Source organism: Rhizobium sp. BK008, from assembly GCF_014197345.1.
In the GTDB taxonomy this organism is placed as follows: Bacteria; Pseudomonadota; Alphaproteobacteria; order Rhizobiales; family Rhizobiaceae; genus Rhizobium; species Rhizobium anhuiense.
This window is the reverse complement of record NZ_JACIFK010000009.1, coordinates 250,579-276,135: the sequence shown is the minus strand read 5'-3', so window position 1 is coordinate 276,135 and position 25,557 is coordinate 250,579. Positions and strand designations below refer to the sequence as shown.

Below are 25,557 nucleotides of genomic sequence, written 5' to 3'. Positions count from 1 at the left end.
ACGGCGAGGAAGTGATGCCCGGCGCCGCCGGGCATCACGCATGGCGTCACTTGTCGTCGATCGTCAGCTCCGTCTCGTCGGTATCCAGCACGAAGACCGCAAGCAGGCGCGCCGGCTTTGTCTTGCTGGCGTTTTTGCTGACGCTGTGATGATCGCCGGGAAATTCGGGAAAGCTTTCGCCGGCCTTGTAGACTTTTTCCGGCCCGTCATTCACCTTGCTGGTGATCGCTCCTTCGAGAACGGTGGCATAGATGAAGGCCGAAGCCGGATGCGTATGGCCGGGCGAGGAGCCGCCTGGCCCATATTCGACAAGCACCGCCCGCACGCTCTTGCCGGGAACATTGGGGAGCTTCTGGTCGTAAACGACGCTTACCTTCGCGTCGCCGCCTGCCGCGTGAGCCTGAGTGCCGGCAGTAAGGACAACGGCGAGCGCCGCCGCCGAGATCATTTTGGTGAGCATGTCTGGTCTCCTACGTTGATGGGAATGGGTCGGACGCCCGGTATCAGGCGCTCTTTTTCTGGGCCGGCTGACGGCTGAGCCAGTCGTCGAAGCGGATCCGGCCGAGCCGCGCCTTGGGGCCGGTCACGAGCGAATTGTCCTCGAGCTCCACGCCGAAGTAGCGGGCGTGCGGATCGGCGATCACCTGGCGCGGATCGTTCGTCGCCTTGAACAGACGCGTTACGATGTCGGTAAGGCGGATTTTCTCCGGCCCGCCGATTTCGATCGTGCCGTTGACAGGCGGGGCGAGCGCCACCTCGGCCATGACGTCAGCAACGTCGTCAGAGGCGATCGGCTGCAGATAGGCCGGCGACAGATGCGCCGCCTGGCCGACGGTGTTCGACTGAGCGATGCCAGCCATGAATTCATGGAACTGTGTGGAGTGCACGATGGTGTAGGGTAGCCTGGAGCTCTTGATCAGCTCTTCCTGGGCCATCTTGGCGCGCATATAGCCACTGCCCTGCAGCCGCTCCATGCCGACGATCGATAGAGCGATGTGATGCTTCACGCCGGCAGCAGCCCCCGCCTTGAGCAGGTTGCGGCCCGAGGTCTGGAAGAATTCCAGAACGGCCTTGTCCTCGAAGGAGGGTGAATTTGCGAGATCGAGCACCACCTGTGCGCCTGCGAGCGCTTCCGTCAGGCCTTTGCCGGTGATCGTGTCGACGCCCGAATTCGGCGAAGCCGCCAACACCTCGTGCCCTTTGTTGCGCAATCTTTCCACGGTCTTCGAGCCGATCAGGCCAGTGCCGCCGATAACGACGATTTTCATGGGTAGTCTCCTTGTCCTTGGCGAGGATTATCCTCTGGTGACTTGAAGGTGAGCAGGCAGTTGTTCGGCATGCCCACCGCGTCCTCGATGAGCGAAGCGACTTCGTCGGCGCCGTCGCACGCAAGATCTCCGGTGCGGCCGGTAAACCGATGGATTGGAGAATGCGCCTGATCGCAGTCCCAAACCATTCTCCCTCGGTCGCTGTCACCCTATGCGAACGCAGTAGGGCAGCTGGCTCTGCGGTCCATGCATCCGGCCGAAATGGAGGAACGTGTCACGTCGACAGGCATCGGCCAAACTTACCGTCGGGGCAGATAGCCGACCTGGAGGGCAAGGCGTATTCACTGGCCTGCAAACCTTGGCTTGCACCATCAATCCTCTCACGATGGAGACAAGAATGATCAAGCGCCTGAACTTCATGGCTTATAGAAATAGCGGCATCGATGGCCTCGTGGCGGTTGAAGCCTGGATTGCCAAGAGATTCGATCCGAAGTTGCTCGAGCTCGTCAAAGTGCGCGTGTCCCAAATGAACGGATGCGCTCACTGCCTGCATATGCACCGCCAGGACGCGCTGAAGCTCGGCGAAACGGACGACCGGCTGCTGCTTCTGAACGCCTGGCGGGAGTCGCAGCTCTTCACCACTCGGGAGCGGGCCGCGCTCGCCTGGGCCGAGGCTCTCACCGAGATCACCAAAAGCCATGCGCCGGATGATATTTATGAAGAGGCGCACGCCAACTTCTCGGATGACGAGTTTCTGGCGCTTTCGATCGGCGTCGCGATGATCAATGCCTGGAATAGGCTGGCGATCGGCTTCCGGCTTCAGCATCCGGCGGATCACAAACGCGCCGCCGCCTGATAGCAGCTGAACGACGAATGAGCCGGGCGAAAGACTTCGTCCGGCTATTTGACTGGTTTCTTTCCAGCTCGCCGGGATCTGCCGGAATAAAGTGATGGATCAGCGTTCGACGGGCAATCGCAGCGTCACGACCGTGCCTCGGCCTGGTTCGCTTTCCACATGGAGATTTCCCCGTGCTTCCTGGGCGAAGCGTTTGACCATCGGCAGGCCGAAGCCTCCAAGCCCCGATGCTTTCGTCGTGAAGAAGGGATCGGTCGCCCGGTGCAGCACATCCTCTGTCATCCCGAGACCGTTGTCCGAAATCCGCAATTCGATCCCGGCGCCTTCGCCTTCGCCGTCGATGGCGGCGGCTGCGATCGAAATCACACCGCCATCCGGCATGGCGTCGCGCGCGTTGAGCAGCAGGTTCATGATGGCGCTTTGCAACCCCACGCGGCTGCATCTGAGCATGGGAAGCGTCTCGCTCGCATATATCTCGAACGCGATATCGCGGTCCCAGGTGGCTCTCGCCAGGGCTTCGATTTCCATCAGGCAAGCCCGGATGTCGATTGGCTCTGCCGCGGCATTGCCGTCACTCGCAAGGCGCATCGTCTGCTGAACGAGCGTTCCCGCCCTCTGAAGCGAGATCCTGGCGCTGGCAAAGACCGGCACCAGGGTCGAGCCCATCTCGATGTCGGGACTGCGCGACATCATATTCAGCGCGGAGGTGGCGATCTGGATCAAATTGCCCAAGTCGTGGACGATGCCGAGTATCGCATCCGCAGGATTTGCATTGAGGGAGATCGCTTCCGGTCGCGTGTGGGAAAAGTAAGCTTCACCGGCGAGGATATTCGTATCTGATTCCGACATGCTTTGCTCCTCATCCGCTCCATCGACAGACATGTCGGTCCCGAGCAGATGGAGGCTATGATACGAGCCGGGCTGTAGTCGATTGGTTCAAGGGTGAGGGCAGGCAATACCGTCGTATGGTCTCGCGCCGGACGCTGTTGCCCCTTGGGTTCAGGAAAGCGCAATAGCCTCGAACATGGCAGTCAGCCCGATGCCGCCGCCGATACCGATCATCGCAAGCCCGGTCGTGCCTGTCATCAAGGTTCCCCCGCTGTCGCGGATCATCTGGCTGTATAGACGGGTCACGAGGACGGCGCCGGAGGCCCCGAATGGATGGCCCAAGGCAATCGCGCCGCCGCTCCTGTTGACCGCGTCGGCCGGGATTTCGAGCTGATCCAGCGATGCCAGAACCTGAGCCGCGAAGGCCTCGTTGAATTCGATGGCATCGATGCCCGCGAGCGAGAGCCCGGGCTGACGCCGCATGAGTTTCCTGGTCGAGGCGACCGGCCCGATGCCGAGCAGGTTGGGATCCACACCGGCAGCGGCACTGTCGATGAAGGCCAGGCCCTTGTCGATGCCCATGCTTCTTGCCATTCCGCGGCTCATGACAAGCACCAGGCAGGCGCCGTCATTCAGCGGACAGGCATTGCCTGCCGTCACCGAACCATCCGGCAGGAACACTGGCCGGAGGTTTGCAAGCGCCTCAAGAGATGTCGCGGCGCGGGGGCACTCGTCCCGTTCTATCAGGCCGTGGCTGGTGGAAATTTCAACGATCTCGGGTCGAAAGATGCCCGCCTCGGCCGCCTGCACGGCGAGCCGGTGGCTGCGCAGGGCGAATTCATCCTGTCGCTGGCGCGATATGCCGAACTGACGTGCGACGTTTTCGGCGGCAATTCCCATTTCCGGGTCGCCGGTCGTTTCAGGCGAAAACCGGGCGCGGCCATAAAAGCGCGGCAGCGCCCCATTCGCCTTAGGTCTTTCGACGCGCCATGGCGCGGTGCTGACGCTCTCCACGCCGCCGGCCAGAAAACACAAGCCCGCTTTCGCCTGGATCAGCCGGGCTGCCATGATGATCGCTTCCAGGCCCGAGCCGCATTGCCGGTCGATCGTCATACCCGGAACCACCATGGGCAGGCCGGCGGTGAGGGCTGCCAGCCGCGCGATGTTTCCGCCGCCGCCTGCGGCATTGCCGACCAGCACGTCGTCTATGGTTTCGGGCGCAATTCCCGTTTCGGCAACAATGCGACGGATGATCGGCGCAAGCAGGTCTTCCGCCGCGACGGTCGCAAGCGATCCGAAAGCCCGGCCGATCGGCGTGCGGTAAGCGGCAACCACGACCGGCTGCCAATCCTCGTCAGGCTGATAGGCGTAAGACAAGATCGCCTCCAGAAACCACTGATGTCTCCACTTGCCCCCTCGAGATCTTGCCGCTGCTCGTCATCGGCCAGGTTCCGATATGGTAGAATTGCTTGGGGATCTTGTACCTGGCGAGCTCTCGCGCGCAATGATCGGCCAGGATTTTCGCGTCCTTCATCTCTCCCGAGACGACAGCAATGATCCGCTGACCCAGATAGGCGTCCGGTAGCGCGAAGACAACGGCATCTTCTACGCCTGGGCAGGCTTTCAACGCGCTCTCGACTTCGGCAGGATAAACGTTGTTGCCGCCTGATATCATCATGCCGCCCGCCCGGCCGATCACCTGCAACATGCCGTTTGCATCGAGTTCGCCGAGATCTCCGACCGTCGCTCCGGCTTCCGTGACCCGGAACGCCTGACCGTCGTCGCCCCAGAGATAGCCATCGGCGATCAGGTCGCTTCTGACGAAAATGGTGCCCGGCACGTCGCTCCCGACGTCGTTTTCATTCGGATCACGAATGGAGATTTCGACGCCGGGATAGGCTTGTCCAACCCGGTCGATCGGAAAATCGACTGCGCCGCCAACGAGGGTCGAGACCGTCATGAAGCCGATCTCGGAGGCGCCGTAATATTCGCGAATGCGCGCCTTCGGAAAGAGGCGGCGCATGGAGTCGACGCCGTTCACATCGAGTTTTGCGCCGGCGGTCAGCACGTCGCGCAGCGATGTCAAAGCGGGCTCCGTCGACCAGGCCCGAGCGATGCCCGCTATATGCGTCGGCACGGCAACCATCCGTTCTATCTGCGCGGAAGAGAGAATACGCGCGACCGTGCCGGGTTCCCATTTCCTGACCGAATGGAAGGTCGCCCCGGCATCCAAGGCTTCGACCAGGGCGTAAAGCGCCAGCCCATGCGCGAGGGCTCCCGGGCACATGGTGGAGGGTGCGTCTTCCAGTTGGAAAACGACGCGCCCCCGGTCGAGGCTTCGGCGCCACTGCTCGCGTGAGCGATAATAGGCTTTCGGCTCGGCGGTGGTGCCCGAGGTAAAACCGATCAGGAAGATTCCGTCGGTATCGACAGGCAGGTCGTCTCCCGTCGCGGCGAGGTCGAAGGGCTCCGCACTGGCCGTGATCACCGGTATGCCGAACCTGCGGCCGATTTCGGCGCTTGGGCCTGCAGCATCGTCGACAACAAGCACGTCCGGCGCCAGGCGCTCGACAATGCGTTCGATCCTTTCCGGCGGCATCATCGGATCGATCACCGCGCAAGCAGTCGGGAAGGCGGTAGCAGCTGCAAAATATTCGGCAAAGCCGATATGGTTGCCGAGGCTGAGAGCGGCAAGCTTGTCCACACCGGGTAGATCGAGCATGCGGCAGTTCGAGCGGGGGAGCTTCTGGAGAAACCGATAGATTGCCTTGGCGCGGGAATAAAGCTCGCCGTAGCTCAGGGAATGCCCGTCAATCACCAGCGCCGGCTTGTCCGGTGTCTCCGTTGCATGTCGAAGAAGCTGCGCATGGATCGGCATAAATACCCACTGGGCTTGATTGATCGGCGACTAACCCAGAGACAAAGCGGTTTTGGTCGCGTCCGGTATTGGTGTCGGGCGGCTGTCGGAAAGACTGACGCATACCCAGACGAGGCAAGCCGATGCGCAATGGGCGCCGTCGCGCTGGCGAAAGAGTTCGATTGCAAATGAGAGGCTCGATCGCCCGATTTTCTCGATGCTGACCTTCGCTTCGACGACGTCATCGACGTCGATCGGGTTGTGGAAGGTGATCTCCGCCTTCTTCACGTGATAGGCAACGCCGGAGGAGGTATGGCGGAAATGGCTGAGAATTTGCCGGTGCCGCAGGAACTCGACGACCGCATCCTCGCAATAATCGAGATAGACGGAGTTGTGGACATGGCCATAAATGTCGATGTCTCGCATCGAGACCCGGAAGGATGCTAAAGGCCTGTCGTCAACACTCATTCGATCACCCAAATTCGAAGGCGTGATCTAACCGGGAGTGTGTGGGGGATGCAATGCAATATCAGGCGGTCGTGCGAAAATTCGGGCCGGCTCAGGAGGTCGTTGAGCTCGAGCGGGTAGCACTGGCGCCGCTGCGGCGCGACCAGGTCCGGGTGCGCCTGCTGGCGCGGTCGATCAATCCCTCCGATATCATCACCATCTCAGGCGCTTATGCCGGGCGCACGACCTTGCCCTTCATTCCGGGCTTCGAGGCGTTCGGGGTGGTCGAACAGTGCGGCGAGGAGGTTCATGGGCTTTCACCGGGAACACGCGTGCTGCCGGTTCGCAGCGCCGGCGGATGGCAGGAGTTCAAGGATACCGATTCCGGCTGGTGCCTTCGCGTTCCGGATGAGCTCACCGACTTCGAGGCGGCGACCAGCTACGTCAACCCGATGACGGCCTGGCTGATGCTGCACAATAAGATCGGGCTGAGATCCGGCATGCGCATCGCCATCAATGCCGCCGCCTCTTCGATCGGATCGGTATTGATCGGGCTCGCCAATGCCGTGGGCGTCACGCCTATCGCCATCGTCCGCAACGAAGCCTCGCTCGCGCGTCTGCGCGGCCGCCTCGAGACGGTCATCGTCGACAGGGCGGACAGCGACCTCGCCGCCGGCCTCGCCGGCCGGCACGGGCTCGACGCGGTGCTCGATTGCGTCGGCGGTGCGCGCGCCTCCGTTCTCGCCGATGCGCTGAAGCCGGGCGGACATTTCGTGCACTACGGCCTGCTTTCGGGTCAGAGCATTCCGGCATCCTTCTGGGCCTCCCATCCCGATATCGCCTTTTCCTATTGCCATCTCCGGGAATGGGTCCATTCCGAAGCGATGAGCGAGGTCCAGCGCGCCTATTCCGAGATCGCTGCGCAGATCGCCTCGAAGGTCATCGCGACCGAGGTGCGGGAGGTGTTTCCTCTGGAAAAGGTCGGCCAGGCGCTGCAATCCGCCCTTCCGTTCCGGACCGGCGGAAAGGTTCTGCTCGCCTGACAGGATTTCCCCGCTAAGGGGTTTCGTATCGCTGCCGCGCGCTCTTGATTGCCGTGTGGTTCTGCTCAGCCCATCCGATCAGGGCTTTCATGGGGATGAGAAAGGATTGCCCCAGCTCCGTCAGCTCATATTCCACGCGCGGCGGCACCTCCGGATAGACGGTGCGCCTGATGAAGCCGTCCTGCTCCAGATGCCTCAACGTCTTGGAGAGCATCTGTTTCGAGATGTCCCCGATCTCACGCAGCAGCTGGTTGAAACGCTTCTTCTCGTCTTCCAACGCCTCGAGGGTGAGCAGGCTCCATTGATCGCCGATACGATCGAGCACGCCTCTGATCGGGCATCCCGCCCCAGGCCGCTGTTTCGGCTCGTCCGTTTCCCTGGGCATGCTGCCTCCTCGGTCACTATCGGCTGACCTTGCCACCAAAACCTGCCTCCTTGCTCGACATGTCGAGGTTTCATAGACCAGTTCTCATAGTCTGCTTTCTAGACCAGATCGCCGATCCATACCAAGGAGCTTGATACATGACACTCGGGAAATTGCTTTTCGCACTCGTCATTCTGGCGGGCGTCGCCGCGCCGGCCGGCGCTTTTGCTGAATCGGCCTCGCGGGATTTGAAGGTCGAGGAAGCCAACCGGAAGCTGGTGGTGGAGTTCTACGACCGCTTCTTCAACAAGCACGATCTGGAAGCCGCCTCGGTCGTCGCCGACGACTACCGGCAGCACAATCCGCAGGTTCCCGACGGCAAGAAACCTTTGATTTCCTTCTTCTCCGGCTTCTTCAAGGACAATGCCCAATCGAAGGCGGAGATCGTCCGCAGCGCCGCCGATGGCGATCTCGTCTGGCTGCATGTGCATGCGACGAACGGCGCCGACGACCGCGGCCAGGCCATCGTCGATATTTTCCGCGTCAAGGACAGCAAGATCGTCGAGCACTGGGACGTGATCCAGGCGGTTCCGAGCGAGGCTGCCAACAAGAACACGATGTTCTGAATTCTAGGGGGCCGGCTTGCGGCCGGCCCCGTCATTGGCGCCACGCGCCTGGTTCAGCCGTTTCATTGCTGCCGATTTCCGCTGCACTGCTGGGTCAACATTCGCCAATGGCCTGACGCCCATACGCCAAGATAACTGGCACCATCAATCGATTCCGATCAATCAATCCGCGGACGCTCCGATTTCGGCGTCGCCAGTCCGTGTTTGGCGAGTTCCAGTGTCAGGATACGTGTTTCGAGAAGGTTGAAGATGCGCAGCACCGCCTCGATCGCATCGAAGGGCTTCGTCAGAAAATCCTTCGCACCGAGCGAAAGCGCCCGTCTGCGCGTCGGCAGGGTCGCATCCGCAGTGAGCACCAGGATCGGCAGATAGCTGTTTTCGGGAATGAGCCTCGCAAAGGTCTCCAGCAGGGCGAAGCCGTCGAGATCGGGCATCATCAGATCGAGAAGAACGAGATCGACAGGATGTTCGCGGAAAAGCCGCAAGGCCTCGCGCGGTTCGGTGGTGCTGATCAGCGCGGTAAAGCCTTCGCGCTTGAGGATGCGCTCCAGCAGCGAGACATTGGCGGGCTCGTCGTCGACGATCAGGATCGTCGATCCTCGCACGATATCGGTGGAATCTGTCATGGACCCAATATTTCGTTGAAGCGATGCCGAACTGATATCAAGCGGCGCGGCCAAATCAAAGGCGATGCCATTAAGGTGGGCTTCGCATCGCAGCCTGCCTTGCCTCTACCGACGCCGGCACGCGCGGCAGATCGATATGGAACGTGGCGCCGCCTTCCCGGTTGCTGAAGCCGAGCGTTCCGCCCATGGCATCCGTCAGATGTTTCGACAGCGCCAGCCCGAGACCGGTTCCCTCCTGGCTGATCCGTTCGGCTCCCAGCCGATCGAACGGGGTGAACAGCCGGGAGACCCGTTCGGCCGGAATGCCGGGGCCGGTATCGCTGACCTCGATGCGGATATAGCCGCCATCCATCGCGCGGTGGCTGACGGTTACGCTTCCCTGGGGACGATTGTATTTCACCGCATTGGAGAGAAGGTTGAGGAACACCTGCAGCAGCCGCCGTCGATCGGCGAGCACCGAAAGATCCGGCTCGGCCGGCTCGACGACCTCGATCGTGATCTGCTGCTTGCCGCAGAGCGGTCTTGCAAGCGACACGGCTTCGTCGATCACCTCGGCGACGGACTGTGCTTCGACCGCGAGATCCATGCGCCCGGCCTCGATCCTCGCCATGTCGAGAACCTCGTCGATCAGGCTGAGCAAATGTCGGCCGGCCCTCAAGATCTGCGCGACGCTCTCTTTGGACTCGGTATCGGTGACGTCCATTTCCAGAAGCTGCGCGAAACCGAGCACGGAGTTCAGCGGCGTGCGCAGCTCGTGGCTCATGCGCGACAGGAATTCGCTCTTGGCATTGCTCGCGCGGATCGCATCCTCGCGGGCGGCAAGCAGGGCCTCTTCGATTTGCTTGCGCTCGGTAATGTCACGCGTGATCTTGGAAAAGCCACGCAACCGGCCCGCCTCGTCATGGAGTGCGGTCACGACGACGTGCGACCAGAATTGTGACCCGTCCTTGCGCACGCGCCAGCCTTCCGCTTCGGTGCGCCCATGACGGGTCGCTTTGGCAAGCTCTTCTGCCGGAAAACTATCTCTGGTTTCGGTGGGATAGAAGCGGGAAAAATGCTGACCGACGATCTCCTCGGCGCCATAACCGGTGATCCGCTCGGCGCCGGCATTCCAGCTCACGACCCGCCCTGTCGTATCGAGCCCGAAGATGCCGTAGTCGCTGACGCCTTCGACCAGTTGCCGGAAGCGCTCCTCGCTCTCGGTCAGATCGGCCTCGCGTCTTTTCAGAAGGACGCTCGCATCTTCGAGCGCCTGTCCGAGGCTCCCCAGTTCATCGCGGAAGGGGTCCGCCACCGTCACGACCTCGCCTTGCGACAGCCGATGCGCCTCGGCTTTCAGCGCATGCACACGGCGCACGATGCTTGCCGAAAACAGGAAGACGGCGACGAGCGCGCCGGCAAAACCAAGAAAGCCGGCGGCGATCATCAGGCTTCGCGACAGAGTGCGAACCCGGTCCGCGGCCTCGGTTCTCGAGTGAAGCAGATCCGCCTCCCGCCGGCTCATCGCGTCGATCTCCTGTCTCAGCTCATCGAGGACCTGCTTGCCCTCGATGAGCTTGGCCGCAAGGTCCTCGCGTCCGCCGGCGCGCAGGGTATCGGCCTGTTTCAGGAGTTGGAGACGGTCGACTTTCGCGTCGACCAGGGCGCGGATGCGGTCGAGGCGCATCTTTTGCTCCCCATCCCGCAATCGGCCGCCGACCTCGTCGAGCACGACGGGCAGCCTATCCTCGGCGCGGTCGAAAGGATCGAGAAAATCACTTCTGCCGGTCAGCAGATAACCGCGCATCGCGGTGGCGGCTTCGGCGATCGAGGCGTGGATCTCCTGAATGCCCGATTGGATCTCCAGCGTCACCCGCACCTGATCCTCGGCAATCCGGCTTTGCCGGTCGGCCACGAAGACCGAGGCCAGCGCCGCCAGCAGCAGCGCCAGCGGCACCGTGATGATGACGATGCCCTTTGCTCTGAGCGGAAGGTCGGCGAAACGCAACGCCCGCCGGCGCGTGGCGGTCATGGCTGCTCTTCCCGGGATGTTGCGACGAGCCCGCCGCGCACGGCCATGACCGCGGCCTGCGTCCGGTCCCCGGCATCCAGCTTGCCGATGATGCGCTCGACGTGGATCTTCACGGTGCCGGGCGAGATCTTCAGCGCCCTGGCGATTTCCTTGTTGGTCAGGCCTTCGGCCACTTTCGACAGGACTTCGCGCTCCCGGATCGTCAGCGTCTCCAAAGCGCTGCTGTTGGTCTGCGGCTTGGTGGCAGCGCGGCGCAGCAGCTTGGCGACGAGCGGACCGTCGAAGAAGGCGTCCCCCTGAAGGACACACCGGATCGTGCGGAGAATGTCTTCCCGGCTGGCATCCTTGAGCAGATAACCTGTGGCGCCGGCTTCGATCGCCGCTTCCAGGTAGTCGAGGCTGTCATGCATCGTGATGATCATGACGCGTGTGCCGGGCGACACGCGCCGGATCTCCCTCGTCGCGGCAAGGCCGTCCATACGCGGCATGCGGATGTCGAGGAGTGCCAGATCCGGCTTGTGCTGAGCTGCTGCTTCCACCGCTTCGACGCCGTCGCGTACATCCCAGGCGACATGGAAATCATCCTGGCCGCCGATCATGGCGATGAGACCGGCGCGGGCGATGTCGTGATCGTCGGCGACAAGAATCGATGCCGTCATGCTGATGGGGTCCCCTGCGCAAGGGGGGCAGCGGCGTGGACATGCGTGCCGCCCGAAGACCCGGCTCCGATCTCGATCCGGCCGCCGAGCAGCGCCAGCCGTTCACGCATTCCGACGATGCCGAGTTGCCCGCCCCGCATCTGGGGATGGCGCAACGCGCCGATGCCTTTGCCATCGTCGATCACTTCGAGATGCGCTTCGCCCTTATCGTCCTCGAAGAGACGCACGACCAAGCGGCTCGCCTCGGCGTGCTTGATCACATTGGTGATCGCTTCCTGCGCGACGCGGTAGAAGATGATCCCGGTCGATGTCGGCCAGCGGTCGGAGGCGGCATCGAGGTCGGCGATCACTTCGAGACCGTCGATCGCATCGAGACGCGTGCGCAGCGCCGCGGCGACACCGAGATCATCGAGTTCGGGCGGGCGAAGATCGGCGATAGCAGCCCTGAGATCGGCAACGGAATGGCGCGCCAATGCAGCGAGCTGGTCGATCTCCGGCTTCAGGGCATGCGCCTCGCCGATGCGGGCCGCAAGGTCTTGCAGGCGGTAGCTGAGGCCGGCGGCCAGTTGCGCCGAGCCGTCGTGAAGATCGAGCGCCACCCGCTGCCGCTCCTGTTCCTGCGCCTGGATCAACTGGGCGACAAGGGCCGCGAGTTCACTTCGCTGCCGCTGGAGATCGCCAAGGAGAGCCTGATTTTCCGCTGCCTGCCGATTGAGATTGTAGGCGTCGGCGAGCTGCCCGGCCACCACCTCCAATGTCTGCCGGTCGTCGGCATCGATGGCGCGCGCTTTCGACGAGCCGATGATCGTCAAACAGAGATCGGAGCCGTCCTGAGAGGCAAACAGGATGGTGTCGCTCTCCGGGCTCGTCGACTTACCCACCGTCAGCTGCACGGGCGCCTCTCCCTGCAATGAGGGGAAAACGAGCCTGGCGAGCGATGCTCCTGCGAAATCTGCAAGCCGGGATAGAACGTCCCGGGCAGCCGTTTCGAATGCCGCGGCATCGAGCAGGTTCTGCACTTCGATGATGAAACGCAGACGTGCCGCCCGCGCTTCCGCCGCCCGGTAAAGGGCGCGCAGTTCCGCAACGTTTGGCGAATGCGTCGGACTTGTATCGTGCTCCATGCCCAACAGGACTGCTCCGAAGATGAATGACGCCGGCACGATAGTCATTCCGGCGGGAATGTCATCTATGCCGTTCGGCAGATCGGATCGAAGCCACCCGGCAGATGAGGCGGCAGCTCAGGATACTTAAATTGCTGGTCATGCGGTTGACCGATGCGATGTCCGCCGGAACCGCCACATAGGAAAGTCAAAATGCGTACCATCATTGCTGCCGCTCTCGTTCTCGGTTTCGTTCAGGTCCAGTCGGCCGCGGCGGCTGCCGAAACCGCAGCCTGTGCGCCGACAAGCGAGGCGGAAATCGCCAAGCTCTTCGATCGCTGGAATACCTCGCTTGCGACGCTGAGCCCTCAGGAGGTCGCCAAGAACTACAGCGAAGATTCCGTGCTTCTCGCGACGCTGTCGAACAAACCTCGCCTGACCCAGGGCGAACGGATCGATTATTTCGAACACTTCCTGGCGAATGAGCCCAAGGGCCATGTCGACAGTCGCGACATCAAGATCGGTTGCAACTGGGCCGTCGACCTCGGCACCTACACCTTCACCATGAAGGACGGCTCGAAGGTTCCCGCCCGCTACACCTATACCTATGAGTTCAAGGACGGGAACTGGCTGATCACCTCGCACCACTCCTCGATGATGCCGGAGAAGTAAGGCCTCATGGCTTGCCGGTCCGGCAGGGAGATACCCCATGCGGGGTCTCCTGAGCCTGGCCTGCCGGTCATCTCCCCCACAGGTGTGAGATCGGCCGGACGCACCAGTTTCCCCAAAACAATTGGCATCGCAGTGCGACGAAACGGCGGAGGGTGGCCACGGCACGCCCTCTCCTTATTCCTTGCAAAGCCTGAGTAATCCGCGCCCGAAGCTTTGACGGCTAAGCGGGATCGGGAGTAGCATCCACGCGGCAGCGGCAAGGTGGTCAAAGCGGCCGGCGGTGGAGATGCAATGATGAAACACAAACCTTTCCTCCTGACGTTCGCGGCGCTCGCATTTTGTTCCGCATGGCCGATTTCTGACGCCTTCGCTGCTGCGCAGCCTATCTTCTGGAGCGCTTTACGGCCGGCCGATCAGCCCAAGGCGACGGTGCCGCTGTCGGGTAAGCCGGTGAGCGGTCCGCAGGGCGAAACACTCGCCTGGCATGGCGAGGAACATCCGATCGAATTGACGGGCTTCGTTCTGCCGATCGACCAGGATGGCAATCTTGTCTACGAATTCATGCTGGTGCCTTGGGCCGGAGCCTGCAGCCACATGCCTTCCCCTCCGCCCAACCAACTGGTTCGCGTCGTTCCGCAAGCGCCTTTGCACCTTACAAGAATGTACGAGACCGTCACCGTTACGGGTGCCCTGCAGCCCGGCCTGGATGAGGCGCAATTCTTCATGATCGACGGCAACCGCATTCTCACCTACGGCTATAGCATGAACCATGCCGAGGTAGCGACGGCGACGGCCACGACCGATCCCGATCTGCTGTCACTCTCGCCTTTCGGCATTCTGCCTCGCTAAAACGCACATGTGGTGCCACCCCGCGTCTGCGCGGTGAATGACTCCAATCAAAGCAAGGACGTCTCGCGCGCCCAAGGACTTGGGCGCACTGGATCTCCGTGACATCACTCGGGTCGAGCCCGAGCACAGAGGTGAGGGAGAAGAAGGGTTGCAGTGGAAGCGCAAACCGACCCAAAAGAGAAATGCCCGGGCGCAGCCGAAACTGCGCCCGGGCAAAATGCTACCGATCAGACGTGGTCGAAGCGGTCGGCATTCATGACCTTGGTCCAAGCGGCGACGAAGTCCTTGACGAACTTCCCCTTGGCGTCGGCCTGGCCGTAGACTTCGGCGAAGGCGCGAAGCTGCGAGTGCGAGCCGAAGATCAGGTCGACGCGGGTGCCGGTCCACTTGGCAGCGCCGGTCTTGCGGTCGCGGCCTTCATAGACGCCTTCCTTGCCGGCGAGGGGAACCCACTGCGTGCCCATGTCGAGCAGGTTGACGAAGAAGTCGTTCGTCAGCGTCTCGGGACGCGAGGTGAAGACGCCGTGCTCGGGGCTGCCTGCCTTCAGGACGCGCAGACCGCCGACGAGGACGGTCATCTCAGGTCCGGTCAGCGTCAGGAGCTGGGCGCGGTCGACGAGTGCTTCTTCCGGCTTCATGAACTGATGGCGCTTGTCGTTCACGTAGTTGCGGAAGCCGTCGATACGCGGCTCGAGCGCTGCGAAGGAATGCGCGTCGGTCTGGGCTTCGGAGGCATCCATGCGGCCCGGCGTGAAGGGCACGCTGACGGCGTTGCCGCCGGCCGCTGCCGCCTTCTCGACACCTGCTGCACCGGCGAGAACGATCATGTCGGCGAGCGAGATCTTCTTAGCCCCGGTCTGGGCGGCGTTGAAGTCCTTCTGGATGCCTTCGAGAACGTCGAGCACCTTGGCGAGCTGCGCCGGCTGGTTGGCGTCCCAGTCCTTCAGCGGGGCAAGGCGGATGCGCGCGCCATTGGCGCCGCCGCGCTTGTCGGAGCCGCGGAAGGTCGAGGCTGACGCCCAGGCGGTCGAGACCAGTTCCTGCACGGTGAGGCCGGTGGCGAGAACCTTTTCCTTGAGGTCGGCAATGTCCTTGTCGTCGACGAGCGGATGGTCGACGGCCGGGATCACATCCTGCCAGATCAGGTCTTCGGCCGGAACTTCCGGGCCGAGATAGCGTACCTTCGGTCCCATGTCGCGATGGGTCAGCTTGAACCAGGCGCGGGCGAAAGCGTCGGCAAACTGGTCTGGATTCTCGAGGAAGCGGCGCGAGATCTTCTCGTAGGCCGGATCGAAACGCAGTGCCAGATCGCTCGTCAGCATGGTCGGCAGGTGCCTCTTCGAGGCGTCGTAGGCATCCGGAATGGAGGCTTCGGCGTTCTTGGCCTGCCACTGCTTCGCGCCGGCCGGGCTCGTCGTCAGTTCCCATTCGAAGGCGAAGAGGTTTTCGAAGAAGTAGTTGCTCCACTTGGTTGGCGTCTGCGACCAGGTGACTTCGAGGCCGGCGGTGATGGCATCCTTGCCGACACCGGTGCCGAACGAGCTCTTCCAGCCGAGGCCCTGATCCTCGATCGCGCCGCCTTCCGGCTCGGGGCCGATCAGGGACGGGTCGCCGGCGCCATGCGTCTTGCCGAAGGTGTGGCCGCCGGCGATCAGCGCCACGGTCTCTTCGTCGTTCATCGCCATGCGGGCGAAGGTTTCGCGGATGTCGCGGGCGGAAGACAGCGGATCGGAATTGCCGCCCGGGCCTTCGGGGTTGACATAGATGAGGCCCATCTGCACGGCGCCGAGCGGTTCGGCCAGCTCGCGCTCGCCACTGTAGCGTTCGTCGCCGAGCCAGGTGCCTTCAGGACCCCAGTAGAGTTCTTCCGGCTCCCAGACGTCGGCGCGGCCGCCGGCGAAACCGAAGGTCTTGAAGCCCATGGATTCGAGCGCGACATTGCCGGTGAGGATCAGCAGGTCGGCCCAGGAGATGCGGTTGCCGTATTTCTGCTTGATCGGCCAGAGCAGGCGGCGGGCCTTGTCGAGGTTGGCATTATCAGGCCAGCTGTTGAGCGGCGCGAAACGCTGCTGGCCCTGGCCGGCGCCACCGCGGCCGTCGGTGATGCGGTAGGTGCCGGCGCTGTGCCAGGCCATGCGGATGAAAAGACCGCCGTAATGACCGAAATCAGCCGGCCACCAGTCCTGCGAATCCGTCATCAGTGCCTGAAGATCCTTCTTCAGGCCGTCGAGATCGAGCTTCTTGAACTCTTCGGCATAATCGAAGGCCTGGCCCAACGGATCGGCGCGGCCGGAATTGTGATGAAGAATCTGAACATTCAGCTGGTTCGGCCACCAGTCACGATTCGTCCTGGCAGTCGGAGCCTTATGCGTATGTGCAACAGGACATTTGCCTGCGCTGTCAGTGGGGTTGTCCATGATCGTCTCCTTCATTGCTTAATTTGTCTGCCCGTCGAAAAAGATGAGCCGAGCCGGCGCCCGCTCTCTCCCCTGCAGTCTTCATATCGGAAGCGTTTAATAATTTTAAGTTGGATTTACTGATCGTTGCGATAAGCTGAGCTTATGAAGAATCTTACCCTGAAACAGCTGCGTTATTTTGAAGCCCTGGCAAGGGATGGCCGCTTCCGACGTGCTGCCGACGCCTGTGCCATCTCCCAGCCTGCGCTCTCAATGCAGATCAAAGAACTTGAGCAAGAGTTGGGCAACGAGCTCTTCGAGCGCAGTGCGCGCGAGGTGAAGCTCACTCCGTTCGGCCAGACCTTCGCGCTGCGGGTCCGCGATATCCTGCGCGCCGTCGACGAGCTTGGGGAGCTGGCGCGCGCCTCGCGCAATTCCTTCCTGACGCGGCTGCGCATCGGCATCATACCGACGATCGCACCTTATCTGCTGCCTGTCATCATCAACGACCTGAACAGGACCTTCGCCGGCATCCAGATCGAGGTGCGCGAGACGCAGACGGCGAAGCTGGTTCAGGAACTGGCGCACGGTCAGCTGGATATGGCGATCGTTGCGCTGCCGGTGTCGGAACCCTCCCTCACGGAACTCGAGCTCTTCAAGGAAGAGTTCGTGCTGGTCAGGCGACATGAGGACGAGGGCAAACCTGTGCCGGAACGCGAGGTGCTGCGCGAAATGCGGTTGCTGCTGCTCGAGGAAGGCCACTGTTTCCGCGATCAGGCCCTGTCTTTCTGCAAGATAGGGCCGGCTCGGCCCCGCGAAGTCATGGAAGGCAGTTCGCTCTCCACTCTGGTGCAGATGGTCAGTGCCGGCATCGGCATCACCTTGATTCCGGAGATGGCCGTTCCGGTGGAAACACGCTCGGCGCGTGTGTCGATTTCCCGATTCCCGTCTCCGCAGCCGTCGCGCACGATTGGTATGGTCTGGCGCAATTCGACACCGATGGCCAAACAGCTGCTGCAGGTTTCCGAGGCGGTCCGCCGGTCGGCCGAGACGATGCGCCAACAGTCTATCGTCCGGTGATGGGCCGGGCGGCTCGCTTCAGGGCCGCCGCTTGAATGTATGCTCGGCTGCCGGAAACTGTCGCGACCGGACCTCGTCCGCATAAGCAGCGGCGGCCGCCGCGATCCTCTTGCCCAGTTCGTCGTAGCGCTTGACGAAACGCGGGGTGAAATCGTTGAAGAGCCCGAGAATGTCGTCGGAGACCAGAACCTGGCCGTCGCAGGCCGAAGAGGCGCCGATACCGATGCTCGGTATGTGCATGGCGGCCGTTACCTCGCGGGCGAGCGGCTCCACCGTGCCCTCGATGACGACGGCAAAGGCGCCCGAGCCGCCGATGGCGTGTGCGTCGCGCCGGATCTTCGACGTCTCGTGTTCGGAATGGCCGACGGAACGATAGCCACCTGCGGTCTGGACCTGCTGCGGCATCAGACCGATATGCCCCATGACCGGGACCCCTCGCTTCGTCAGAAAGGCGATGGTCTCGGCCATCTCCTCGCCGCCCTCCAGCTTGACGGCATCGCAGCCGGTTTCCTGCAGGATTCGGACGGCATTGCGGAAGGCGACCTCCTTCGATTCTTGATAACTGCCGAACGGCATGTCGACGACGACGCAGGCCTTGCCGACGCCGCGCATCACCGCCTTGCCGTGCGCGATCATCATGTCGAGCGTGACGCCGATGGTGGTCTCCATGCCGTAGAGCACCATGCCGAGTGAATCCCCGACCAGCAGGAGATCGCAATGCTCATCGAGCAGCCGCGCCATCGGCGTCGTATAGGCGGTCAGGCAGACGATCGGCTTGCCGCCCTTCATCGCCAAGATGCGGGCTGGCGTAAGGCGCTTCTGAATTCCGGCGGCGCTCATCTGGCCACTCCCTTTCCCGGCAAGCTCCGCCCGCCGATAATGCGGTTGCCCCCGGCGACCCTGTTGCCCCCGGCAATCCTGTTGTCACCGATAACCCTGTTGTCGAGAAGCCGTGTCGAGCCGACCCGAACGAAGAGTGCGATGACGACGGGTTCCGCAATCGACGTGACCGGCTGCAGTGTCGAGGCATCCCTGACGGCGACGACCTCCGGCTTTGCCAGAGGCTCGCGATTGAGAAACGCCGTGAGCTTGGCCTCGAGCTTCCCCGGATCGGTAAGGCCGCCGGCGACCAGGCGCTCCGCCTCGTCGAGGGTCTGAGGAACGATTACGGCGGCACGCCGCTCCGCTGCGCTGAGATAGACGTTGCGCGACGACAAGGCGAGGCCGTCGGCGTCCCTGACCGTCGGCACCGATATTACCCGCACCGGCACGGCCAGATCGTCCACCATGCGCTTGATGATGACGACTTGCTGGTAATCCTTCTCTCCGAAATAGGCGGTCTGCGGCTGCACGATGTTGAAAAGCTTGCAAACGACAGTGGCGACGCCGGCAAAATGCCCGGGGCGTACCGCCCCCTCGAGTTCGCAGCCGAGGTCGGGAACGTCGACGACAGTCAGCATCGGGCGGGGATACATGTCCTCGACGCCAGGCGAAAAGAGGAAATTGACGCCGGCCTGTTTCAGCATGGCGGCATCGCGTTCCAGATCGCGCGGATATTTGCTGAGGTCTTCCGCCGGGGCGAACTGCAGTGGATTGACGAAAATCGAGACGACGACGATGTCATTCTCAGCGCGCGCACGCGCGACGAGTTCCATATGACCGGCATGGAGATAGCCCATCGTCGGAACGAGGCCGACGGTTCGCCCCTGCCGCTTCAGTGCATCGAGCGTGTGGCGCAGCTCGTCAATACTCGAGAAAACCCGCATATATCCTCCCCGCGGCCGGTCACTCCATCTTGGGCGCGGATATGAAGTGTAATCGATGTGACAGGTCAATGCATATTTCTCGATAAAAACGATTAGATGCAACGGCAGCCGATGACACCAGGCGATGTCGACCCCGGAAACGCCATTTCACCACACGGGCTCCCATACCGCTCCTCACCGGCTTGCAGTGGAACCGACGATGTGCGACTTCCGTTACTCGCCCTGTCCGTCAAGATACCATCACAGTCGGTCGCTATGGACGTTACATGGAGGACGCATGGACAAGCCCTGGAAGATCAGCCGCGGACCGATTGCGGCAACCGAGCTCGACGTGGAGAAGGCAAACGCGATCAACATGCTGTTGATCCGGCCGGTCGGCGTCCTTCCGGCCAAGTCGGGAGATCCGATCCGTCCCTTTGCCGTCGGTCTTTTCAACGAGTTCCGTCCGCTCCTGAAGCCCGATGCCGGCGTCACGACCCTGCGGCGAGCGACCGCGGCCTATGTCCACTGCCGGCGCTACTATTTCGCCAGCGCCCAGCCCGATTCCATGCGCTATGGCCTTGACGGCGAACCCGTCGAGCCACTGTCGCCCGAAGACCGGCTGGTCGCGCAAAAACGTTTCCTGAGTCTCAAACAGATCACCGGCAAAGCCGACGCGCCAGAGCAGGCAGCACCGGTTCCCGCTCCCCTGTTGAGCAAAAGCGAACAGATCCGCGCGGCCCTCCTCGGCAAAAGGAACGCCGTCAGCTAAAGCACCCCATATCTGGCTGCAGTCATTGCGCGTTCTTGCGCAAGGCGATTCTACGAGATCGATAGAACAGTATCGTACTCCGCGGCGAATAATATCTGTGTGCGGCCGGCGGCTGTGGTTTCCTCCACCATCGCCGCGTTCTGCCGGGTTACCGAATTGGGCAGGGCGCAGGCCAACACGCGGACCTATCGCGACGCAGCTTGAGCGCATTCGGGGTCGGGGGCGCGGAAAACGCGCCCCCGACCGAAGCCCGGCCGAAGGGGAGGGGGCAATCGGCCGGGTCAGTTCAGCGCGGCTTCGCCTGACGTGATCCGCTGTTCGTCTGCGGCGAACAAGTGAACCGCATCGTGGATCGGCGCAATCCTCAGCACCTCGCCGGGTGCCGCCCTGATCCGTTCCCGGAAGACGCAGGTCAGCGTCTGCGTTCCCAGCCGGACGATGACCAGCGTCTCAGAACCCGTAGGCTCGACGACCACCGTCGTGACCTCGATCCCGCCGGGGTCCAACTGGATATGCTCGGGACGAATGCCGTAGGTCACGGCTGCGGGCGGACGTCGCTCGCTCGGCAGCAGCAGGCCGTCGGCAGTTCGAAACCCGTCTTCCGTCATCTTGCCCGCGATGAAATTCATCGCCGGGGAGCCGATGAAGCCGGCAACGAAAAGGTTGTTCGGACGATCGTACAATTCCAGCGGAGAGCCTGACTGCTCGATCAGCCCATCCTTCATGACGACGATCTTGTCGGCCATGGTCATGGCTTCGATCTGATCATGGGTGACATAGATGGTCGTCGTCTGCAGCCGTTGATGCAGTTCCTTGATCTCCGAGCGCATCTGCACCCTGAGTTTGGCGTCGAGGTTCGACAAAGGCTCGTCGAACAGGAAGACGGCCGGATCCCGCACGATTGCCCGCCCCATCGCCACCCGCTGCCTCTGGCCGCCGGACAGCTGTTTCGGATATCTTTCCAGAAGGCTCTCGAGACCGAGGATCTTGGCGGCATTGCCGACCCGCTGGTCGATCTCCGTCCTTGGCATTCGTTTCAGCCGCAACGAAAAGCCCATGTTCTTCGCGACGGTCATGTGCGGGTAGAGCGCGTAATTCTGGAACACCATGGCGATATCCCGATCCTTGGGCGCAAGCTCGTTGACGATATGCTTGCCGATCTGAATCTGCCCTGAAGTGATGCCCTCGAGACCTGCGATCATTCGCAGAAGCGTGGATTTGCCGCAGCCCGACGGGCCGACCAGCACGACGAACTCGCCGTCGCCGATGTCGACCGATACGCCTTTGATGGCTTTGAACGCACCGTAGTCCTTGCGCGCATTGTTGACCGAAACATGGGCCATAACAGTCCTCCAGAAATTGCCGTCAAAGTCCGTTCAGGACATTTCTCAAATAATCGAGCCCGAAGCGCTCGCCCTCTTTTCGCGCGGCTAAGTCCTTGCCTGGCCAGCCATAGGCGGCATCCTCGTGTTCTATGGACAGCGTGCCATCGAAGCCGGAGCCACGCGCCTGGCGCAGGAACCTCGGCCAATCGATGAGGCCGAGCCCGGGCAGCTTGTATTGCCACCAGCCTTTGCCGTGATAGCCGACAGCCTGCAGTATCTCCGGATCGATGGCCGTGTCCTTGGCATGAAGGATGGCAATGCGGTCCTTCACCGCCTCCATCGCCTGATAGGGATCGACGCCGATGCGGATGAGGTGCGAGGGATCGAATTCCAGGCCGAAGCGGGGATTGTCGATCCGCCGAAAAAGCTCCTGCCACCCTTTCGGTGTCGTGCCGATGAAATTGTCCTTCGGACCCGGCCAGTTCTCGATCGCGAAGGTGAGGCCGCTCGATTGCGTCTGCGCAATCAGCCGGTTTGCGAATTCGGCGAAGTCATCATAATTGGCTTCGTCGCTGGCCGTGTCGTCCCGGCCCGGGAAGATCAGGAAGATCGGAACGTCCGCTTCTCCAATCGCACTGGCAAATTCGGCGGTCTTTGCTCGAAGTTCCTGGCGTCTTGTCGGGTCGGCATCGAGCTGGTTGCCGAAATAGGTGATCGACGACACGAAGAGGCCGCGGCCGCGTGCAAGCGCGACGGCGCCCGTCACCTGATCGGGTGTCTTGATATGGCCGCCGACATCGATCTCGATTGCGTCGAAACCGGCCGACGCGGCGAATTCCACCACTTCCTCCAGGGGACGATCATTGAATGTCGAGGTGTAAAAGCCGATCTTCACCAAAGTTCTCCGATCTTCACCAAAATCCCTGGGGCCTAGCTGGCCGTTTCAATTGTTCAGGCGATCCATATTCTTGAGTGGCGAACGTGTGCGTTGAGCAGCATCGGCCGATGCGAGCATCAGGGCCGCCGCCATCGGCATGACCGCCGCCCCCATGGCCGAAGCATCCTCTCCGAGCGAGGCACGGTGAAGCGAGGGGAGGTTGGTGTCCTCGGCGTCGAGATGCTCGTGCACATACCGAAGCAGCTCGTCGACGATACGGATCGGCAGCCGGCCGCCGACAAGGACGGCATCGGGATCGACGATCATGCCGATATGCTTGACGGCGACGGCCAGATGCGCGCTCATTTCCTTCAGCCACTGTGAAACCAGGCGCCTGCCCTGTGCATCCAGCGTCAGCAGATCGTGGGGAACGCTGACCTCGACGCCGTGCCGGGCAAGAAAATCATAGAGGAAAAACAGCGAGAATATCTCGCCGAGAAGCTGGACCTTGTGTGCCTTCTCGTCCCGGTCATCGGCAATTGGGAGCCAGCCGATCTCGCCGCTGAGGCCCATGGCGCCGCGATGACCGTTGCCGTCAAGCACCAGGCCTCCGCCCGGGCAGGCATTGATGGCGATGTAGAAGAAGCTGCTGCTTTCGGCACCCAATCCGTAATCGAGTTCGGCAAGGGCCGCGGCATTGGCTTCGTTTTCGATGAAGACAGGATGCTGCGTCAGGTTCTCCAAAGCAGCGCGCACATCGAATGAAGTCCATTCCTGATAGGTGTCGGGCTTGCCGAGGAGCGAAATCTCGCCGAGCCAATCCGGCATGGCGAGACCGATACCGGCCAGGCGCGCGTCGTCGATCAGGCGGCTGCGCTGGAAATGCGAAATCGCATCGGCGGTGAGCTGCAGGAATTCCGCCGGCAGGATGAAGCGCTTTTCGTGATGCACGCGGGCACGGACATTGCCGACCGCATCGAGGGCCAGGATCGTCAGATGGTCGCGATCGATGTTGATGCCGATCGCAAAACAGGCATCCGGATTGATCTCGAGTTCGATCGCCGGCTGGCCCCGCAGCCCGTGTCGCCGGCGGGCTTCCATGATCAGGCCTTCGTCCAGCAGGCGATCGACGATCCGGGCGATCGCCGGTTTGGTAAAACCCGTCCGCCTGGCGATTTCGGCGCGCGAAATCGGCGCCTGGCGATGGATGCAGCGCAGGACGACCGCCCTGTTATGCTCGCCTGCATCTTCGACATTGGCGCCGGTCAGATCCGGGGACAGCCTGGCGCCGAGTGTCTGGTTCATCGGGTCAAATCCTTCATCGCGCATGGAGACCGAACCGACCCTCATCCCTTGACGGCGCCGCTGGTCATCGCGCCGAGGATCAGCCGCTGCAGCGACAGAAAGGCCACGATCGCCGGAACGACCGAGATCAGGCAGGCGGCGGCAAGCAGTTGAATGGACGAGTCGGTTTGCATGCCGCGGAAGTTAAAGATTCCGACGCCGATCGGCATCAGGTCATTTTTCGTGAGCAGCAGGAAAGGCACCAGGAATTGCGACCAGCCGGCAATCACCGTGATGATGAAGACCGAGGCGATGCCCGGCGCCGACAATGGCAGGATGATGCGCCAGAACACCGAAAACCGGTTGCAGCCGTCGATCATGGCGGCTTCGTCGAGGCTGCGCGGGATGCCGTCGACCGTGCTCTTCAAGAGCCATGTCGCCAGCGGAACGCCGAGCGCGATATAGACCATGACGACGGCAAAATGCGTATCCAGCAGACCGAGCCGGTTCATGTAGCGGTAGAGTGGCACCATGATGACAAGCGGCGAGATCATCTGGAAGAGAAGCAGCGCCATCATCGACAGGCCTTTGCCGCGGAATTGAAACCGGGAAAAGGCGTAGGCTGCGGGCAATGCCACGATCAGTACGCCGAAGCCGCTCAAGGCCGCAAGCTTGAGGCCGTTCCAGAGATAGATCGGAAAATAGCTGTTGTTCAGGACGGTGATGAAATTGTCGATGGTGGGATTGTTCGGAATATACCGCGCCACGCCGCGATAGATCTCGCGCTTGTCACGCATCGCCATCGACAGGAGATAGGTGAGGGGGCCGGCGAAGAATACGAACATCGCCAGCATGAACAGATAGCTGAAGAAATCGCCGAGCCGCGTTCCTGTCCGTCCGCTCATTGCTCTTCCTCCTTCGGCAGGAATGACGCGTAGACGAAGGCAAGTCCGAGGCTGATGATCAACATGAGCACGGAAAGCACGCTTCCGCCGGAGAGGTCGTAGTTTCTGAAGACGATATTGAAGACGTAGAGCGAGATCACCTCGGTCGCGCGCCCCGGTCCGCCGCCCGTCAGCGTGATGATCGCATCGAAAGTATTCACGGTCTGGATGGTGATGAGGATCATGTTGACGAGGATTGCGGCGCGCAGTTGCGGAAGCGTGACGAAGAAGAACTGCTGCGATGCGGTTGCGCCGTCCACCTCCGCCGCTTCGTAGAGCGAGGGATCGATCGCCTTCAGTGCCGCATACATGACGACCATCGAAAAGGCCGTGCCGCGCCAGATGTTCGATATCAGCGTCGACCATGGCGCCATGGCCGGATCGGAAAGCCAGGCGACAACAGGCAGATGCATCAGCCGCAATATGCTGTTCAGCGCGCCGTAAGGCGCTTCGGAAAAGAGCATCTGCCAGATGATGCCGCCGGCAATACCCGGCACGACCCAGGCGACGAGCGCTGTCGTCCTCAGGATGGTGGTGCCGAACAGGCCGCGCTTTTCGCCGCGAATGACCGTGACGGCGACCGCCAGGCCCAGGATCTGCTGGCCGATCACGCTGCCGCCGACGAAGATCAGGGTTGCCCAAAGAATGTCGGGCAGCTGCGGTGAGCTCAGCGCATTGGTGATCGACCCGAGCGTATATTCCTGATTGTCGCCGATCAGCGTCGCATTGGTGAAGGAGAGTCGGAAAACGTCGATGACGGGATAGAGGTAGAAGATGCCGATGACGACGATCACGGGCATGATCCAGGGCAGGGGCGCGCCGGCGAAACGACGCATGAACGTTCTGCTTTGAGGCGGGCTGTCAGCCTCGATGGCAATGGGGCTCATTGGGCCTCTCTGTCCGGGTTGGCAATGTCGACGGCGCC

The 25,557-nt window shown here is 62.1% G+C and carries 26 protein-coding genes; 7 read left to right on the top strand and 19 right to left on the bottom strand.

From position 1 onward, the window contains the following. Positions 1-46: 46 nt before the first annotated feature. Both FHT69_RS29055 and FHT69_RS29050 read right to left on the bottom strand, forming a co-directional pair. On the bottom strand, positions 47-460 hold the full coding sequence (locus FHT69_RS29055) for a cupin domain-containing protein (RefSeq protein ID WP_047616638.1): 414 nt from the start codon (positions 458-460) through the stop codon (positions 47-49). Positions 461-503: 43 nt separating this feature from the next. Beyond that, the gene (locus FHT69_RS29050; protein WP_183906316.1) at positions 504-1,268 is read right to left on the bottom strand and encodes an SDR family oxidoreductase; all 765 of its coding nucleotides are present in this window, start codon (positions 1,266-1,268) and stop codon (positions 504-506) included. 397 nt (positions 1,269-1,665) lie between these two features. On the opposite strand from FHT69_RS29050, the gene FHT69_RS29045 reads away from it, so the two are divergent. After that, entirely contained in the window at positions 1,666-2,124 is a 459-nt protein-coding gene (locus FHT69_RS29045) for a carboxymuconolactone decarboxylase family protein (RefSeq protein ID WP_183906327.1), read from the top strand. Between the two features lie 99 nt (positions 2,125-2,223). On the opposite strand, the gene FHT69_RS29040 is transcribed toward FHT69_RS29045, so the two are convergent. The 4 genes from FHT69_RS29040 to FHT69_RS29025 all read right to left on the bottom strand — a co-directional run bounded on the left by FHT69_RS29040 (position 2,224) and on the right by FHT69_RS29025 (position 6,277). Continuing rightward, entirely contained in the window at positions 2,224-2,973 is a 750-nt protein-coding gene (locus FHT69_RS29040) for a sensor histidine kinase (protein WP_183906315.1), read from the bottom strand. Between the two features lie 150 nt (positions 2,974-3,123). Next, positions 3,124-4,329 carry a thiolase family protein gene (locus tag FHT69_RS29035; RefSeq protein ID WP_183906314.1) on the bottom strand — a complete coding sequence of 402 codons (1,206 nt, stop codon included), beginning with the start codon at positions 4,327-4,329 and terminating at the stop codon, positions 3,124-3,126. After that, positions 4,307-5,830 (bottom strand): class I adenylate-forming enzyme family protein, encoded by a 1,524-nt coding sequence (locus FHT69_RS29030; RefSeq protein ID WP_183906313.1) that lies wholly within the window; start codon positions 5,828-5,830, stop codon positions 4,307-4,309. Before FHT69_RS29030 ends, FHT69_RS29035 begins: the two co-directional genes overlap by 23 nt. A 30-nt stretch (positions 5,831-5,860) precedes the next feature. Then, positions 5,861-6,277: an acyl-CoA thioesterase gene (locus FHT69_RS29025; RefSeq protein WP_047616650.1), complete on the bottom strand. Its 417-nt coding sequence runs from the start codon at positions 6,275-6,277 to the stop codon at positions 5,861-5,863. Positions 6,278-6,330: 53 nt separating this feature from the next. Here FHT69_RS29025 and FHT69_RS29020 point away from each other — a divergent pair, with 53 nt between their 5' ends. Then, positions 6,331-7,299: a zinc-dependent alcohol dehydrogenase family protein gene (locus tag FHT69_RS29020; RefSeq protein WP_127430847.1), complete on the top strand. Its 969-nt coding sequence runs from the start codon at positions 6,331-6,333 to the stop codon at positions 7,297-7,299. Positions 7,300-7,312: 13 nt separating this feature from the next. Here the strand turns inward: FHT69_RS29020 and FHT69_RS29015 are convergent, their stop codons facing one another. After that, the gene (locus FHT69_RS29015; protein WP_047616653.1) at positions 7,313-7,684 is read right to left on the bottom strand and encodes a winged helix-turn-helix transcriptional regulator; all 372 of its coding nucleotides are present in this window, start codon (positions 7,682-7,684) and stop codon (positions 7,313-7,315) included. A 137-nt stretch (positions 7,685-7,821) separates the two neighbouring features. On the opposite strand from FHT69_RS29015, the gene FHT69_RS29010 reads away from it, so the two are divergent. Then, complete coding sequence (locus tag FHT69_RS29010; RefSeq protein ID WP_063474027.1) at positions 7,822-8,289, top strand: nuclear transport factor 2 family protein; 468 nt, start codon at positions 7,822-7,824, stop codon at positions 8,287-8,289. 158 nt (positions 8,290-8,447) lie between these two features. Here the strand turns inward: FHT69_RS29010 and FHT69_RS29005 are convergent, their stop codons facing one another. The 4 genes from FHT69_RS29005 to FHT69_RS28990 all read right to left on the bottom strand — a co-directional run bounded on the left by FHT69_RS29005 (position 8,448) and on the right by FHT69_RS28990 (position 12,757). Then, on the bottom strand, positions 8,448-8,915 hold the full coding sequence (locus FHT69_RS29005; RefSeq protein WP_047616656.1) for a response regulator: 468 nt from the start codon (positions 8,913-8,915) through the stop codon (positions 8,448-8,450). Positions 8,916-8,985: 70 nt separating this feature from the next. Next, entirely contained in the window at positions 8,986-10,926 is a 1,941-nt protein-coding gene (locus tag FHT69_RS29000; protein WP_063474028.1) for an ATP-binding protein, read from the bottom strand. After that, entirely contained in the window at positions 10,923-11,585 is a 663-nt protein-coding gene (locus tag FHT69_RS28995; protein WP_097543300.1) for a response regulator, read from the bottom strand. The genes FHT69_RS29000 and FHT69_RS28995 overlap by 4 nt, the downstream gene beginning before the upstream one ends. After that, the gene (locus FHT69_RS28990; protein ID WP_246780768.1) at positions 11,582-12,757 is read right to left on the bottom strand and encodes a sensor histidine kinase; all 1,176 of its coding nucleotides are present in this window, start codon (positions 12,755-12,757) and stop codon (positions 11,582-11,584) included. The genes FHT69_RS28995 and FHT69_RS28990 overlap by 4 nt, the downstream gene beginning before the upstream one ends. Positions 12,758-12,901: 144 nt before the next feature. Here FHT69_RS28990 and FHT69_RS28985 point away from each other — a divergent pair, with 144 nt between their 5' ends. Then, complete coding sequence (locus tag FHT69_RS28985) at positions 12,902-13,360, top strand: SgcJ/EcaC family oxidoreductase (RefSeq protein WP_047616664.1); 459 nt, start codon at positions 12,902-12,904, stop codon at positions 13,358-13,360. Between the two features lie 291 nt (positions 13,361-13,651). Next, a complete protein-coding gene (locus FHT69_RS28980; protein WP_183906312.1) occupies positions 13,652-14,209 on the top strand; it encodes a DUF3299 domain-containing protein in 558 nt (185 codons plus the stop codon). 227 nt (positions 14,210-14,436) lie between these two features. Here FHT69_RS28980 and katG read toward each other — a convergent pair whose 3' ends face one another. Next, complete coding sequence (gene katG, locus FHT69_RS28975) at positions 14,437-16,626, bottom strand: catalase/peroxidase HPI (protein WP_183906311.1); 2,190 nt, start codon at positions 16,624-16,626, stop codon at positions 14,437-14,439. Positions 16,627-16,770: 144 nt separating this feature from the next. Between katG and FHT69_RS28970 the strand changes: the two genes are divergently transcribed. After that, positions 16,771-17,685 (top strand): hydrogen peroxide-inducible genes activator, encoded by a 915-nt coding sequence (locus FHT69_RS28970; protein ID WP_127430843.1) that lies wholly within the window; start codon positions 16,771-16,773, stop codon positions 17,683-17,685. Between the two features lie 18 nt (positions 17,686-17,703). Here FHT69_RS28970 and panB read toward each other — a convergent pair whose 3' ends face one another. After that, positions 17,704-18,525 carry a 3-methyl-2-oxobutanoate hydroxymethyltransferase gene (gene panB, locus FHT69_RS28965; RefSeq protein WP_047616670.1) on the bottom strand — a complete coding sequence of 274 codons (822 nt, stop codon included), beginning with the start codon at positions 18,523-18,525 and terminating at the stop codon, positions 17,704-17,706. Next, positions 18,522-19,451: a pantoate--beta-alanine ligase gene (gene panC / locus FHT69_RS28960; protein WP_063474035.1), complete on the bottom strand. Its 930-nt coding sequence runs from the start codon at positions 19,449-19,451 to the stop codon at positions 18,522-18,524. Before panC ends, panB begins: the two co-directional genes overlap by 4 nt. Positions 19,452-19,728: 277 nt before the next feature. Between panC and FHT69_RS28955 the strand changes: the two genes are divergently transcribed. Continuing rightward, on the top strand, positions 19,729-20,202 hold the full coding sequence (locus FHT69_RS28955) for a ProQ/FINO family protein (RefSeq protein ID WP_183906310.1): 474 nt from the start codon (positions 19,729-19,731) through the stop codon (positions 20,200-20,202). A gap of 281 nt (positions 20,203-20,483) precedes the next feature. On the opposite strand, the gene FHT69_RS28950 is transcribed toward FHT69_RS28955, so the two are convergent. Genes FHT69_RS28950 through FHT69_RS28930 form a run of 5 tightly spaced genes read right to left on the bottom strand, consistent with a single transcriptional unit; the run spans position 20,484 to position 25,519 of the window. Then, positions 20,484-21,545 carry an ABC transporter ATP-binding protein gene (locus FHT69_RS28950; RefSeq protein WP_127430842.1) on the bottom strand — a complete coding sequence of 354 codons (1,062 nt, stop codon included), beginning with the start codon at positions 21,543-21,545 and terminating at the stop codon, positions 20,484-20,486. 22 nt (positions 21,546-21,567) lie between these two features. Then, positions 21,568-22,422 (bottom strand): sugar phosphate isomerase/epimerase, encoded by an 855-nt coding sequence (locus tag FHT69_RS28945; RefSeq protein WP_183906309.1) that lies wholly within the window; start codon positions 22,420-22,422, stop codon positions 21,568-21,570. Between the two features lie 48 nt (positions 22,423-22,470). Continuing rightward, positions 22,471-23,709: an ROK family transcriptional regulator gene (locus tag FHT69_RS28940; protein ID WP_183906308.1), complete on the bottom strand. Its 1,239-nt coding sequence runs from the start codon at positions 23,707-23,709 to the stop codon at positions 22,471-22,473. A 41-nt stretch (positions 23,710-23,750) separates the two neighbouring features. Beyond that, entirely contained in the window at positions 23,751-24,593 is an 843-nt protein-coding gene (locus tag FHT69_RS28935) for a carbohydrate ABC transporter permease (protein WP_183906307.1), read from the bottom strand. After that, positions 24,590-25,519, bottom strand: coding sequence for a carbohydrate ABC transporter permease (locus FHT69_RS28930; RefSeq protein ID WP_047616681.1), 930 nt, complete (start codon positions 25,517-25,519; stop codon positions 24,590-24,592). Before FHT69_RS28930 ends, FHT69_RS28935 begins: the two co-directional genes overlap by 4 nt. Between the last annotated feature and the right edge of the window lie 38 nt (positions 25,520-25,557).

Coding starts and splice junctions, on each gene's coding strand:
- FHT69_RS29055 (WP_047616638.1), bottom strand. CDS start 460: ATGCTCACCAAAATGATCTCGGCGGCGGCGCTCGCCGTTGTCCTTACT.
- FHT69_RS29050 (WP_183906316.1), bottom strand. CDS start 1,268: ATGAAAATCGTCGTTATCGGCGGCACTGGCCTGATCGGCTCGAAGACC.
- FHT69_RS29045 (WP_183906327.1), top strand. CDS start 1,666: ATGATCAAGCGCCTGAACTTCATGGCTTATAGAAATAGCGGCATCGAT.
- FHT69_RS29040 (WP_183906315.1), bottom strand. CDS start 2,973: ATGTCGGAATCAGATACGAATATCCTCGCCGGTGAAGCTTACTTTTCC.
- FHT69_RS29030 (WP_183906313.1), bottom strand. CDS start 5,830: ATGCCGATCCATGCGCAGCTTCTTCGACATGCAACGGAGACACCGGAC.
- FHT69_RS29025 (WP_047616650.1), bottom strand. CDS start 6,277: ATGAGTGTTGACGACAGGCCTTTAGCATCCTTCCGGGTCTCGATGCGA.
- FHT69_RS29020 (WP_127430847.1), top strand. CDS start 6,331: ATGCAATATCAGGCGGTCGTGCGAAAATTCGGGCCGGCTCAGGAGGTC.
- FHT69_RS29015 (WP_047616653.1), bottom strand. CDS start 7,684: ATGCCCAGGGAAACGGACGAGCCGAAACAGCGGCCTGGGGCGGGATGC.
- FHT69_RS29010 (WP_063474027.1), top strand. CDS start 7,822: ATGACACTCGGGAAATTGCTTTTCGCACTCGTCATTCTGGCGGGCGTC.
- FHT69_RS29005 (WP_047616656.1), bottom strand. CDS start 8,915: ATGACAGATTCCACCGATATCGTGCGAGGATCGACGATCCTGATCGTC.
- FHT69_RS29000 (WP_063474028.1), bottom strand. CDS start 10,926: ATGACCGCCACGCGCCGGCGGGCGTTGCGTTTCGCCGACCTTCCGCTC.
- FHT69_RS28995 (WP_097543300.1), bottom strand. CDS start 11,585: ATGACGGCATCGATTCTTGTCGCCGACGATCACGACATCGCCCGCGCC.
- FHT69_RS28990 (WP_246780768.1), bottom strand. CDS start 12,757: ATGACTATCGTGCCGGCGTCATTCATCTTCGGAGCAGTCCTGTTGGGC.
- FHT69_RS28985 (WP_047616664.1), top strand. CDS start 12,902: ATGCGTACCATCATTGCTGCCGCTCTCGTTCTCGGTTTCGTTCAGGTC.
- FHT69_RS28980 (WP_183906312.1), top strand. CDS start 13,652: ATGATGAAACACAAACCTTTCCTCCTGACGTTCGCGGCGCTCGCATTT.
- katG (WP_183906311.1), bottom strand. CDS start 16,626: ATGGACAACCCCACTGACAGCGCAGGCAAATGTCCTGTTGCACATACG.
- FHT69_RS28970 (WP_127430843.1), top strand. CDS start 16,771: ATGAAGAATCTTACCCTGAAACAGCTGCGTTATTTTGAAGCCCTGGCA.
- panB (WP_047616670.1), bottom strand. CDS start 18,525: ATGAGCGCCGCCGGAATTCAGAAGCGCCTTACGCCAGCCCGCATCTTG.
- panC (WP_063474035.1), bottom strand. CDS start 19,451: ATGCGGGTTTTCTCGAGTATTGACGAGCTGCGCCACACGCTCGATGCA.
- FHT69_RS28955 (WP_183906310.1), top strand. CDS start 19,729: ATGGACAAGCCCTGGAAGATCAGCCGCGGACCGATTGCGGCAACCGAG.
- FHT69_RS28950 (WP_127430842.1), bottom strand. CDS start 21,545: ATGGCCCATGTTTCGGTCAACAATGCGCGCAAGGACTACGGTGCGTTC.
- FHT69_RS28940 (WP_183906308.1), bottom strand. CDS start 23,709: ATGAACCAGACACTCGGCGCCAGGCTGTCCCCGGATCTGACCGGCGCC.
- FHT69_RS28935 (WP_183906307.1), bottom strand. CDS start 24,593: ATGAGCGGACGGACAGGAACGCGGCTCGGCGATTTCTTCAGCTATCTG.
- FHT69_RS28930 (WP_047616681.1), bottom strand. CDS start 25,519: ATGAGCCCCATTGCCATCGAGGCTGACAGCCCGCCTCAAAGCAGAACG.